Origin of the sequence: Ruegeria arenilitoris (assembly GCF_013035315.1) — a bacterium.
GTDB classification, from domain to species: Bacteria; Pseudomonadota; Alphaproteobacteria; order Rhodobacterales; family Rhodobacteraceae; genus Ruegeria; species Ruegeria arenilitoris_D.
On the sequence record NZ_WQHP01000002.1, the window covers coordinates 1 to 12,002 of the forward strand.

11 protein-coding genes are annotated in these 12,002 nt (G+C 51.9%); 3 read left to right on the plus strand and 8 right to left on the minus strand.

The window, feature by feature from the left end; translation table 11 throughout:
• The 3 genes from GOV53_RS04775 to GOV53_RS04785 all read right to left on the minus strand — a co-directional run.
• The coding region (locus GOV53_RS04775; RefSeq protein ID WP_367648752.1) for a DUF2254 domain-containing protein at positions 1-1,254 on the minus strand (1,254 nt) is incomplete at its 3' end.
• Between the two features lie 32 nt (positions 1,255-1,286).
• Positions 1,287-1,571, minus strand: a complete 285-nt coding sequence (locus GOV53_RS04780; RefSeq protein ID WP_170416163.1) for a coiled coil domain-containing protein — start codon at positions 1,569-1,571, stop codon at positions 1,287-1,289.
• 50 nt (positions 1,572-1,621) lie between these two features.
• A complete protein-coding gene (locus GOV53_RS04785; protein ID WP_170416161.1) occupies positions 1,622-2,122 on the minus strand; it encodes a Dps family protein in 501 nt (166 codons plus the stop codon).
• 211 nt (positions 2,123-2,333) lie between these two features.
• On the opposite strand from GOV53_RS04785, the gene GOV53_RS04790 reads away from it, so the two are divergent.
• On the plus strand, positions 2,334-2,552 hold the full coding sequence (locus GOV53_RS04790) for a hypothetical protein (protein ID WP_152456637.1): 219 nt from the start codon (positions 2,334-2,336) through the stop codon (positions 2,550-2,552).
• 237 nt (positions 2,553-2,789) lie between these two features.
• On the opposite strand, the gene GOV53_RS04795 is transcribed toward GOV53_RS04790, so the two are convergent.
• Both GOV53_RS04795 and GOV53_RS04800 read right to left on the minus strand, forming a co-directional pair.
• Positions 2,790-3,689 (minus strand): sterol desaturase family protein, encoded by a 900-nt coding sequence (locus tag GOV53_RS04795; RefSeq protein ID WP_170464538.1) that lies wholly within the window; start codon positions 3,687-3,689, stop codon positions 2,790-2,792.
• A gap of 383 nt (positions 3,690-4,072) precedes the next feature.
• Positions 4,073-5,440, minus strand: coding sequence for an adenylate/guanylate cyclase domain-containing protein (locus tag GOV53_RS04800; protein ID WP_217361229.1), 1,368 nt, complete (start codon positions 5,438-5,440; stop codon positions 4,073-4,075).
• A 304-nt stretch (positions 5,441-5,744) separates the two neighbouring features.
• On the opposite strand from GOV53_RS04800, the gene GOV53_RS04805 reads away from it, so the two are divergent.
• Positions 5,745-7,505 (plus strand): adenylate/guanylate cyclase domain-containing protein, encoded by a 1,761-nt coding sequence (locus GOV53_RS04805; RefSeq protein ID WP_170464539.1) that lies wholly within the window; start codon positions 5,745-5,747, stop codon positions 7,503-7,505.
• Between the two features lie 261 nt (positions 7,506-7,766).
• Here GOV53_RS04805 and GOV53_RS04810 read toward each other — a convergent pair whose 3' ends face one another.
• The 3 genes from GOV53_RS04810 to GOV53_RS04820 form a co-directional block, all read right to left on the minus strand.
• Positions 7,767-8,939, minus strand: a complete 1,173-nt coding sequence (locus GOV53_RS04810) for an adenylate/guanylate cyclase domain-containing protein (protein ID WP_170464540.1) — start codon at positions 8,937-8,939, stop codon at positions 7,767-7,769.
• Positions 8,940-9,087: 148 nt separating this feature from the next.
• Positions 9,088-9,480 (minus strand): potassium channel family protein, encoded by a 393-nt coding sequence (locus GOV53_RS04815; RefSeq protein WP_367397140.1) that lies wholly within the window; start codon positions 9,478-9,480, stop codon positions 9,088-9,090.
• An 82-nt stretch (positions 9,481-9,562) separates the two neighbouring features.
• Positions 9,563-10,516: a helix-turn-helix domain-containing protein gene (locus GOV53_RS04820; RefSeq protein WP_170464541.1), complete on the minus strand. Its 954-nt coding sequence runs from the start codon at positions 10,514-10,516 to the stop codon at positions 9,563-9,565.
• Positions 10,517-10,594: 78 nt separating this feature from the next.
• Between GOV53_RS04820 and GOV53_RS04825 the strand changes: the two genes are divergently transcribed.
• The gene (locus tag GOV53_RS04825; protein WP_170464542.1) at positions 10,595-11,932 is read left to right on the plus strand and encodes a metal-dependent hydrolase family protein; all 1,338 of its coding nucleotides are present in this window, start codon (positions 10,595-10,597) and stop codon (positions 11,930-11,932) included.
• Positions 11,933-12,002: the final 70 nt, after the last annotated feature.

Genomic DNA, 12,002 nt, shown 5'->3' on the forward strand with positions numbered 1-12,002 from the left:
TTCGACCTGGCCACAAAACTTATCAATATCGCGCTCAAGCATATCGCTTTCTCGGGTCTCATCTCTGACCGCAGATAGTTCATCTACAACAGCCAGCAAATCTTCTTCTGGAGCTGCCTCTGCGATGCGCACCAAAGCGCGAATAAGGGCGGCCGTTACGAGGCCATTACCCCGGGCAGCGTGTCTTAGAGCTGGCATCGAGTCGTGAAACAGTGCCTCAGCCGTGATGGACGGGTAAACCACCCGTACGTTTCCGTCATCATCCCGATACACACCCGTGCAGAGCTTTGACGACCACGCTCGAGCCAGAGACGCCGACAGTCGGTCGATGCAGACTATTGCGGTAAACGTGTCGTTGACACCCGGTGACAACGCCCGAAGTGCGATTTCAACGAGAAGATGGACAGAAAAGCGGATATCGCCATTAGGATCTCGCGCGGAGATTAACGGAGCTGCCGCTTGCACCAGATCATTAAGACTTTCGTCACTATCACCATAAACATTGGCCAAAGTGTCCGTTGGAACCATGAAGTCACCTGGCTGCACATCAAAAGCGACGACCGCTCCTGCCTTCTTGGCCGCACTCACCAGACCTTCGGTATTGATGGAGTTCACATATCCAGTGCCCGAAGCCAAGACTTGGCGCTTGTCTCCCACCTCAGGGACTGCCACTGAAGATGGGATATCTGCACTGTTTTCGATTGCGGTGCTCACTTGGCGATCCAAGGCTTCCGAAATCCGCGCCGCCTCCTGATCAATGGTTACGCGCGTTGATACTGTATGAACGAAGAGCAACAGCAAAAGAACTGAGATGATCGAATAGACTATTCCAATCGCAACGGCCAAATTGACGGATGTGTCATCGCGTATCAGCCACAAGATCAACAAGCTGTATAAAAACGTCGCTCCAAGTGAGCCAACTGCAATCTGATTTACCCTGTCTTCGCCAAAGCGCTGCAAGAGCCTGGGCCCAATTGATCCGGCTGCTAAGGTGTAGACCAGCAAAACAATGGAATAGACCATGACCAACGCGGACATGGATGCTGCCGAGATTGCGCTTAGTACATCGCTCGCAGTACGATTAGAAACGCTCAGCCAATCGGAAGCGGACCAACCCCAACTCGCGAGCGCTTGCTCCGTCTTGAAGACAATCCCAGCCACCAAAAGCCCTGAAAGACTAATGGCGGCAGGGATAGTTAGGAACCCGCGAAAGTACCTCACTAATTCTCTAGGTGTTTGCATTCCGGTCCCCATTTACGACACGAGCTTTGTTCACAAACACAGCTCTACGAGAACCGGTCGGCCGCTTTTTTCAAAGCACTCTGCATATCGCTCCATGCAGCCTCGTAGCCCTTTTTGACATCTTCCCAGGCCTCGTCGCTAGTCGACTTCAAATCATTCAGTTGAGCCTCTGCGTCAGATCTTGCCTTGTAGAGCTTGCTGAGCTGCTCCTCGAGCTCGAGTTTGGCGTCCGCTTCGGCCACCTTCAGCTTGGCTTCGAGAACATCAATCTGGGCATTCCAACTATCCAGTTGCAGCTGTGCCTTTTTCTCGTACCCAACACGTGTCATCGTTTTTCCTTTCTTCGCAAACCTTGGTTCAAATCGAGGGGAGCCGCCAATTAGGCCGCAACAATTGCCTTGAGCATCCAGACAGCTTCCTCATGCTTCGCCATCCTGGCGTTCATCAGATCCTCTGTAGCTCCATCGCCATAACGGGCTGCGGTCGCGGCAGTCTCACGCAGGTTCCGAGCAATCGCTTCGTTGTCTGCGACCAATTGTTTGATCATGCCCTCTGCATCTTTAACCGTCTCTTCTTCGGTCAGCTTGGCTTGGCTAACCATGTCCGTGAACGAGATCGGTGCCACCTGACCCAACGCACGCACACGCTCGGCCAATTCATCCGCAGCTTCGAACAGGTCGCGATACTGACGCTCTGTTAGTTCATGGATCGGCAGGAATAGCGGGCCCACGACGTTCCAATGTGTGCCTTGTGTTTTCACCATCAGGACCATGGTATCGGCCAGTACTTCCGTCACCGCGTTGGCGATCCAGGCGTTCTTGTCGATGCCTGTGTCGTTGGTTTCTTCCTGAACTTCAGACTTTAAGACTTGCTGTATCATTTTCACTCCGTTTCGTTGCTTGCGGAGTAATACCTAAGGGCGAAATAAAAAATATCAATTAAAAACATATACTTAAAATATGTATCCAGCGCATCATAGGGGGCTTCATGATGCTGGGTATCCGGCCCAACATGCCAACATTGCTGTAGACACGCAGGCTCATTGCCATACATGCTTGGAGTAACTGACGTAAGCTACTGAGGTCATGCCAGTGTCTGATCAAAATCGACCACCAAAGCGCACGGAAAAACTGCAACTGATGCTCGACCTAGAAGAGCTCAAGGCCATTGATGATTGGCGCTTCGAGAACAGACTGCCATCCAGAGCGGCCGCCATTAGAGAACTCATCCGCCGCGGTCTGATTTCCAATGAGTTTGAGGAACCACCTACTGATGCGCCTTCCGGTGAGTTTCGTGTTGTGGACGAGTGAAAAGACTATTCGCAGAACATCCCAGCGAAGTCCCAGTAAGGTTCGCTGTATCGCGCGCTCGGTTTTTTTGGATACCGCATAATGCTCGATCTTCTGTCAAAGAAACTGTGTCCGCTTCGGGCTCAAAGCAGTCTTTTACAGCATAGTGCATCAAAGACCGCAGTGCGGACTTTTCTGCCGATGCTGAACGCCTTGTGAAGGACACTCAAGCGCGGCAAAGCAGTCTTTGGTTCAACGCTATTGGTCTATTTGGTCAGTGCCAAGCTTGGTTCGCCCGGACGAGACAGATGAAGATCGCCTCCGTTGGCTCGGGGCGTCGAGGGCACCTCCGCTCGCCGGGCCGCGCAGCGGCTGAAGCAGCATTCGGTCGAGCCAGAGGTCTCGGCGTGTGCGAAACTGCTCGATGCCGATTTCCATGCCTTTATGCCCCTTCTCGGGTTGCGCAATGTAAGTACCTAGAAGGCGGTCCCACCACGGTAGGTTAAAGCCAAAGTTCGAGTTGGTCTCGCTTGGATCGACGGAGTGGTGGACTCGGTGCATGTCTGGAGTGACAACGAGCCATCTGAGAATTCGATCCACCGGACGCGGCAAATCGATGTTTGCGTGATTGAAAAGCGCGGTAGCGTTCAGGATCACCTCGAACAGGAGTACGGCGACAGCGGGCGGCCCTAAGGCTGCTACAACCGACAGCTTGATCCCCATCGAGATCAGGATTTCTACCGGATGGAAACGCAAGCCAGTGGTCGCGTCAAAATCGAGGTCGGCGTGATGCATCCGGTGTAGACGCCAAAGCCCAGGTACGGCGTGGAACATCACATGCTGAAGGTAGATTGCGAGATCGAGAAGCAGCATGGAGACCAAGATGGCAACCCAAACCGGCGCCTCGATGTTGTTGAAGAGCCCCCATCCGCGATCCTCGGCCATGGCTGCGAGACCGACTGCGAGGATTGGAAAGGTCAGCCGCAGAATGGCGGTGTCGAGCACCACGAGCGCAAGGTTGTTTGTCCATCGGATAACGCGCGGAATATCCCGTCTTCGCCGGGGTGCGGCCACTTCCCAAAGTGCCATCGCGGCCAGGACGGAAAGGAAGGCAATAAGGCGGATAGTTGGTTCAGCAACAAGGATTGTGTCGGACATGGACTTCCACCATTCGGGTTTCCGTCGCGATAGAATTGCAAGCTGTTCTAGGCGACGACCGCTCCAATGTAACGCAGACATGCAAGCGATACCATCTGAGAGCGGCTTGGTCCGCTTAGCGGAACTTCCAATGGTTTTCGGGAATGACCGTTTTCGGCAGAAGCAGACATTTAAGTCGAAAAAACGAGTCGATATTGCGCGATATCTGCTTTCACCGAGACCGGGCATTCAGCAAATTAGGCTTTATGTCCGAGTTGCGGACTTTTCTGTCATACAGAGCGTGTTGCACAAGGTCAGCTCTACCCAGGAAAGCCGCTAGGGGTTGAAAGTAACCAACTCAACCTAGCGCTCGGCAATCCATCAATTAGTCTTCGCGATCAGCTTCAATGAAGTTCCTGTTGGGCTTCATACAATGACCACTCTCCTGGCAAACCTTTGAGTGGTTGCTTTTCGATGAATGCAAGCTCGAGTTTGGAGCCAACGACCAGATCTTTCACTGTGCCTGAAACCCGTATCTGGCTCGGTAATGCAGTGTCCAAAATTCGCGCGGCAATGTGAACTGCCAAGCCCCCAATATCACCGCCACGTCGCTCACATTCTCCAGTGTGGATACCGGCCTTCACTTTTAACTTGGTCTTGGCCAAGTCAGAGTTTATTGCGTGAGCACATTGAATGGCACGCGTCGGTCCTTTGAAAGCGGTGATGAACCCATCCCCCGTAGTGTTGATTTCAGAACCATCGTAGATTTCCAGCTGTCGACGCACGATCTCATCATGTTGGTCTAACAAGGCACGCCATTGGTCGTCACCCAAACTGGCGGCCAGTTCTGTGGAACCTGCGATATCTGTCATCAATATCGTCAGTAGCACCCGCTCGCTCGGAGTGACGGTTTTTTGCCCCGTCGCAAACTCTTCGATTTCGTTTATCACCCGGTCCTGATCTCCATACCAGACCAGGTGATCAACGCCGGGAACGAATTTCAAAACTGAATTGGGAATAAGGTCGGCCACAAATCGCGCCTCATCTTTTGGGTGCCAGACATCATTTTCGCGATTAACTATGAGCGTGGGAGCATCGATAAGTGGTAAGACTTCTCGAATGTCGAGCTCCGCGTTTAATCGTGTTATCAGCTCGGCAGTCTTTGGACTTGCTGAATTGCGCATGTAGCCGCCCCACCACTCACATGCCTCAGCATCTTTTGCCATACTTGGCGCGGCTTCATCGAGCCCAAATGCACTTCCCCAGTTTTCGCGCAGATAGCTGATCGTATTTTCGGTAGCCTGCAGCGTCGGCGCCCAAGGGTAGTCAGGTGCCCAACTACCTTTGGCTGATGTTCCACTCAGAATGACAGCTCGTGTGCGCTCAGGGTAAGTAGCTGCGAATAGTGCACTTATGTTGGCGCCTTCTGATACACCAAGTAATACTTCCTGATCTGAACCAATGGCATCGAGCACAGCGGTGATGTCCTCAATGCGTTGCTCCAGCGTCGGAAAGCCAACATTGCGCTCAGAAAGACCGGTCCCTCGCTTGTCATAGAAAATTAATCGGCAAAACCGGCTGAGTTTGGACAGAAAATTCGCATAGTGCGAGCTTTGCCAAGCATATTCGATGTTAGTAAGCCAACCTTGGCTATACACGACATCTATAGGTCCATCGCCAATCACCTGATACGCGATGGCAATGTCGTCTGCGAATGCGTACTGAGTTTGCGGTTGCTTCATTGTCCGATAAAATGGGCTCTCTGGGCTCATACCAACGTCCGAGCCCACCAGCTCAATTCATGCCAGACAAAACCAATCGGATCAACTTCCTGCTTCGGCCGCCCTGCTTTGTTCGACTGATAGCGGACTTTTGGTTCAGTTTGCAGCACCCGTAACTTTGGGCTCGGAACGGTCGTTCGGAAAATTTCATTGAGCGTCTGCTTCGCGGACAAAGTTGCCGTAGACTCATCGCTTTCTGATGACTGGTCTCAGCCCGAAGCGGACATTCTCGAAAGTTGGCACACTACTGCCGAACTTGATAGATTCGAAAAAAGGTTGCTATTGGGAAATGCGCATGACACGCCGACTTGCCGCCATACTTGCCGCCGATATGGTCGGCTACTCACGGCTTATGGCGGCTAACGAGGCGGGAACACTTGCTCGTCTCAAAGACCTACGACGGGACATCATCAATCCAAGTATCGAAAGTGCCGGAGGTGAGATTATCAAGCTTACCGGTGATGGCCTGTTTGCACTTTTTAGCTCGGTCGTTTCTGCCGTTGAGGCCGCAGCGACGCTCCAGAAGGCGCTGCACGCCGCCGAAGCCGAGAGCCCCACCGAAAGCCGGATCAGCTTCCGAATAGGGTTGCACATTGGAGACGTAATCTTGGACGAGGGCGACATTTATGGCGAGGGTGTTAATCTTGCCGCAAGACTCGAAGGCATCGCTGACCCAGGCGGTGTCATACTGTCTGACGACGCATGCCGGCAGGTTCGAGGCAAAATCGAACACGACATCATAGACCTTGGCGAAGTAGCGCTCAAAAACATCTCCGAGCCAGTTCGCGCCTACAAATTGGCGATGGAGGGCAAATCAGATTCCACGCAAAACCAATCTCAACCCACTGACAAACCCTCCATCGCTGTCTTGCCCTTCCAGAACATGTCCAATGATCCAGAACAGGAATACTTCTGTGACGGCGTTTCCGAAGACATCATCACAGAGCTCTCGCGCTTTCCCGAGCTTTTCGTCATCGCCCGCAACTCCTCATTTTCGTTCAGGGGTCGCCCCGTCACCCATATAGATATCGCTCGAGAACTCGGTGTTCGCTACATGCTAGAGGGTAGCCTCCGTCGAGCCCAAAACCGCGTACGCATTACTGCCCAACTCATCGACTGCACAAATGGAGCCCATGTTTGGGCCGAGCGCTACGACCGCACGCTAGACGACATCTTCGCGTTACAGGATGAGATTACACGCAGCGTGGTCGGCGCCATCGCCCCCCAGATATCCATTGCCGAAATAGATCGCGCGTCTGTGGCTCGAGATATCGACTTCAACTCCTACGACCTCTCGCTACGTGCAATGGCGATCTTCTACGCGGGAGGCTTCTACTCTCAGGATAAGTTCGATGAGGTCATATCGGTCTCTGATCGCGCCATTGATCTCGACCCGCGCAACGTCCAGGCCCATTGGATCAAAGCGTTTGCCTACCTGATGCGTTATCTATACCAGTTCGATGAGGACCCCACCGAAAACCTGGGCCTAGCTGATAAAAGCGTTGAACCTCCGTTTCTTGGTGGTCAACTCGACCCGCGCGCCTTATGCGTTCGCGGTATGGTTCGTCATTTCCGTGGAGATTTTGACGGGGCCAACGCCGACTTCAGTTTGGGCTTCACACTGAACCCGAACTTTGCCCGGAACATCTTCTTCATGGCCTGGCATGAATCTTTGGTCGGCCGAACCACACAGGCGCGCGAACATGCCCACCTTGCCCTCCAGCTTTCCCCACGCGACACTGACCTCTGGGTAGGAGACGCCTATCTGGCGCTCGCCCAAGCTGCCTTCGCCGACGCTGATTTTGAAGACGCAATGCGTTGGGGTGAGCACGCCATTCAGATGACGCCGCGTGCGCCGATCCGCCGGGCTCTTATGATCGCCAGTGCCGCCCACCTCGGGCGCGCCGAAGCAGGCCTGCCACATGAGCAGGCGCTGGCGGATTTCGCCCCAGCGTTCCTAGACAGCATTGTCTCCGGAGCTTTGATCCTCTTCCGTCTACCCGAACACAATGCGCTTTTGGTCGAAGGCTTGAAGAAAGCTGGTGTTAAGCCGTAGAGTTGGTCAGGATGCCAAAGCTCGAAACTATCGCAGACAAATCGTGCCAAGGGCCAATCCAATTTTAGCGCAATGTCCTCGAAAGGTTCTAAGCAATCGCTCATTGCTTCAATCGGCGACGACTGTTTCCAGCCCAAAACGGACATCCATCGTCGGGCTTTGCAAACTCCCAAATGAGGTAAAAACCTGCCTCTTAACACTTGGTGCCCAATATCTGGTTCCTGCTTCTCGCGATGCTGCCAAAATTAAGTCAGCGCTGAATCAAAGCTCTTCTTCGACGAGAGAAAACAATTCGATTGGACGCGCAAGTCCACGAACTTCTTGAAACCCACAAGGGGAAAACAGATCAGGGGAGACTTCGGCAATCGCAGATGTTGCCAGCACTCTCCGGCCAATAGATTTAGTCAGCCCCTCAATTCGACTCGCAACGTTCACTGCACCTCCGAGAACCGTGAAATCAAGTCGACCAGGGCTGCCGATGTTGCCATAGCTGACTTGTCCAACATTGATCCCGATCCCAACGTCCAAAGACGGCTTTTTCGCTTCAGCGCGGCGACGGTTGAGGACCGTCAAACCGGTCAATACACTTTGTGCGGCTTGCGCAGCCTTTCGGCATCGGTCGGCGTGATCAGCCTGAGTTGCGATGGTGAAGATCGAGAGAATTCCATCACCCATGAACTTGAGAACATCGCCACCGTTATCTTCCACAGACTGAACAACCAGATCAAAGTAGCCGCTCAGCGCGTCAAACACATCGGCCTCGGGTGCGGCTTCTGAAAGCGCCGTGAACCCTCGTAAATCAGAAAACATGACCACCGCATCAAGGGTCGTTCGTTCGCCTCGCTTGATCCGCCCGCTCCATACGGCGTCGGAGGGCCCATCGCCAAGATATGTTCGCAATAGACCCTTGGCTGACTTGCGCATCGTGACAGGTTCCAAAGCGGAAGACAAAGCAGGCAGCGCTGCCTCAATCAATTCCAGATGTTGCGGTGAAAAGCCGTCTGGTTCCTGCGTGACAAATGTGCAGCCGTGCAGAGATCCGTCGCCATAATACATCAGAGTTGCATAGTAATCTGTGCCACCGAGCTCAGCGAACTCTAGATACGATAAATGCTCAGTCTTTGGATCCAGTTGTCGCAGGCTTTTGTGAAGCGGCTTTCTGTGCTCCAGAATGTACTCAAACGAGCTACCAACATACCCTTCCGTCAACATCGTTTCATGAGTTACGTCGTAGCTGTCGGTCCCATCAGGTGTCCAAACGACCCCCCATGCAATGAGTAGCGGATTGGCGAAGCGCTGACCGATATTGACCCGCCAGAGCGGTACACCTTCCTCAATTAAGGACGAGCAGAAATGCGAAACTACTTTAACAGGGTCGCCTGAGCGGCGTCCTTCGGTAATCATCCAGTCGGTTAGTTGTGCTACGGAGGCCATGTTCTCAAACTAGCTGCTTAGACAAGATGATAAAGAACCTTGTCTTTGCTTTGTTTGCCTTAATCCAAGCAGTTTCTCAACGACCTTAACCGCATACGGCAGAGCGAAGCGCTAGGGTGCAACGACCGAAAGACCGTTGCTTCAGTCTTCAATTATCTGACGACTTTTTCTCATCGTAGTCCCTAAGAAGGGCATGTGTGAATTGTACAAACAGCGTGATGAAGACCCCGACGCCTACGAAAATATACAACACGGTAAAGAGTTTTCCTGTGTCGGTTACGGGCGTTAGGTCACTGAGGCCAACCGTAGAAATAGTAGTTGCACTGAAGTACAGCGCGTCCACCCAAGACCACCCCTCGACGCTGACATAAAACAAAGTTCCGGAAAGCAACAAGAGTATTGCAAGGGTAAGCGCTCCGCGGAATCTAGGGCTACTCCAAGAGCGAACAATCGCTTTTAAGAGCCTGTAGAAATTCAAAAAAAATGAAAACATTCCGCCGTCCAATCCATAGTTCTGTTTGGCAAATCGTTGAGGTGCCATTGCAATCCGTCAAGGGAACTCTGCTACATCGGAGCCGAGATTCGTATTAATCGGTTTTCGGCAGAACTAAAAAGACAACCGGTCAAATGGGTACAGTACGCTCAATTTGCTCTGATGGTAAAATTCCATATATGCTTTTGTACAGGCTCCCAAATCGTCCCAAATCGGTGAATCCGTGAGCGAGCGCCACTTGCTTCACCATGGGTTTTTGCTGAGACGCCTGAACAAGTTCATCATGGACATTGGCCAGTCTTTGAAGAGCAAAAAATCGTGCTGGTGTTTCACCCGTTACGTCGCGAAATGCTGAGATCAATGTTGGCGCGCTTACCGCGGTTACTCGACACAGATCTGCCACTGATGGCCTTTTTGACAAGGCGGAAGAATAGTACTCTCGTGCTTTTGAGACCAAACCCACTTTTTGAGACCAAGTCGCTTTGCGTGCATTCCCACTATTCAGAGATAAGGCAAAGAAGATCGCAAGCGTCCTTGCAAGACGCGCCTCCAAATCACTCTGGGTATATTGACCATCGGCTTGGTTCATTATGCAGCTAAGTGTTCGCACCAAAGCTGCGTGAAAATCAGAAGACAGTTTCACGATAACCGTTGGTCCGCGAAAATCCGATGTATTTCTGCCGGAAAAAAGTTGAACCTCTTTGAGAAATCGTTGCAAGGGCACACGACCACATAACGAAGTTCGATTGCGCGCGACTACCTCGGTTTCCGATGCAGTGAAATTGAAGAAAACGGAGTTTTCTTTCAAAGGAACGCCACTTACCGTCCATAACTCTGAAGCGCAGATTGGTACAGTGAAATTAGCGAAGCTTTCACTTTGTGCGGTTCTCACCAATGCATGGGGCTTGAAGCGGATACTAGACAAACGGGAAAGCCCTAAACGAGCTGTGAAAATTGCGCCTTCGTCAGCCCCCTTTCCCAACTGTATCACATCGCCATCGAAAACCTCTCCTGTCATTGCTTCACGTACGGTTGCCGCAAAAAGCTCCGGTTTGCCTTCGCCAAGTTCCTTAAAAAAGTTCATATCGATTTTCCTCGGAGAGTTGGCTACCTTCGTTAAAATTAAACAATCGAATGCTTTGATATTCCTAGGGTGAAAGATATGCGCAAAAATCAATTGTCAACGCTCTGCGTGGTAATCTCAAGCATGCTGGCAACGCTGGCGAGCGCTCAAGAGGATTCTACAAGAACTCTCATAACGAATGTTCATGTTTTTGACGGGGTAAACGAAGCACGCATCGAGAATGCTAACGTTTTGATCGAAGATAATCTCATAACCGCTGTTTCTTCCGACCCAATCGAAGCCGAGAACGCGGTGGTGATTGACGGTGGCGGTCGCACGATGATCCCAGGATTGATCGATGTCCATTGGCACACGACGTATGCCTACACCCCTGCATCCGTTCTAATGTTGAATCAAGGCGACATGTCGGAAGTGGCCATTCGCAGTATGAAGGGGGCTGAAGAGACTTTAATGCGTGGATTTACCACCGTTAGAGACCCTGGCGGAAATCCGTTTACGATCAAGAAACTGATTGACGCTGGTGAATACCCCGGTCACCGCATTTTGCCCTCCGGACCATTCATGAGCCAAACGTCAGGCCATGCCGACTTTCACACGCTGCTTGAAAACCCAAGAAACTCCAACTCTGAACTGAGTTATTGGGAAAAAAATATGATGGCGATGATTTCTGATGGCGTACCGGAAGTCAGAAAGAGAACCAGAGAAATCCTCAAGTTTGGTGCTACTCAGGTCAAAATCACGACTGGTGGTGGTGTCTCTTCCCAATACGATCCGCTGGATGTGAGCGAGTATTCGGTCGACGAAATTCGTGCGGTAGTCGAAGAGGCAACGAACTTTAACACCTATGTTTTGGCGCATGTGATGACAGACAGAGGTATCCGTACCTCAATAGAAAACGGCGTGATGAGCATTGAGCACGGCTTCTTCGCATCAAGAGAAACACTGGAATTGATGAAGGAAAAAGGCGCTTGGCTCAGTCCTCAGGCGATGTTTGAGGCCGATATGGTTTGGGATAGCCCAGTTAGTGCCAAAAAGTGGAAACAGGTGACTGATGCTGTAGACGCGCTGTACCCAATGGCCGTCGAAATTGGCGTGAATCTCGCCTTTGGCACCGATCAACTCATGGATCCATCAAAGGCGTATCAACAGAGCGAATATCTTGTGAGGTTGGGAACTTGGATGACGCCTTATCAAGCGCTCAAGATAGCGACCTCTGAAAATGCCCGCCTAATGGAAATGAGTGGCCCTCGTCATCCCTACCAAGACGGTCCACTCGGAGTTATCAGAGATGGCGCATACGCTGATCTGATCCTCGTGGACGGCAACCCGCTTGAAAACTTGGAGCTTGTAGGGGACCCACAAGAAAACTTCGACCTGATTATGAAGGACGGAGTCATCTATAAAAACGAGCTTTGAACTGTGTTTCGCTTAGAGCCCAAGTGTCCATAAATGTCTTAAGCTGGCAGGTGATGACGCATTGACCAAC

Excerpts from the sequence above, each read along its gene's own strand:
- GOV53_RS04825 (WP_170464542.1), top strand. The coding sequence starts at position 10,595 with ATGCGCAAAAATCAATTGTCAACGCTCTGCGTGGTAATCTCAAGCATG.
- GOV53_RS04795 (WP_170464538.1), bottom strand. The coding sequence starts at position 3,689 with ATGTCCGACACAATCCTTGTTGCTGAACCAACTATCCGCCTTATTGCC.
- GOV53_RS04800 (WP_217361229.1), bottom strand. The coding sequence starts at position 5,440 with ATGAGCCCAGAGAGCCCATTTTATCGGACAATGAAGCAACCGCAAACT.
- GOV53_RS04820 (WP_170464541.1), bottom strand. The coding sequence starts at position 10,516 with ATGAACTTTTTTAAGGAACTTGGCGAAGGCAAACCGGAGCTTTTTGCG.
- GOV53_RS04810 (WP_170464540.1), bottom strand. The coding sequence starts at position 8,939 with ATGGCCTCCGTAGCACAACTAACCGACTGGATGATTACCGAAGGACGC.
- GOV53_RS04785 (WP_170416161.1), bottom strand. The coding sequence starts at position 2,122 with ATGATACAGCAAGTCTTAAAGTCTGAAGTTCAGGAAGAAACCAACGAC.
- GOV53_RS04780 (WP_170416163.1), bottom strand. The coding sequence starts at position 1,571 with ATGACACGTGTTGGGTACGAGAAAAAGGCACAGCTGCAACTGGATAGT.
- GOV53_RS04805 (WP_170464539.1), top strand. The coding sequence starts at position 5,745 with ATGACACGCCGACTTGCCGCCATACTTGCCGCCGATATGGTCGGCTAC.
- GOV53_RS04815 (WP_367397140.1), bottom strand. The coding sequence starts at position 9,480 with ATGGCACCTCAACGATTTGCCAAACAGAACTATGGATTGGACGGCGGA.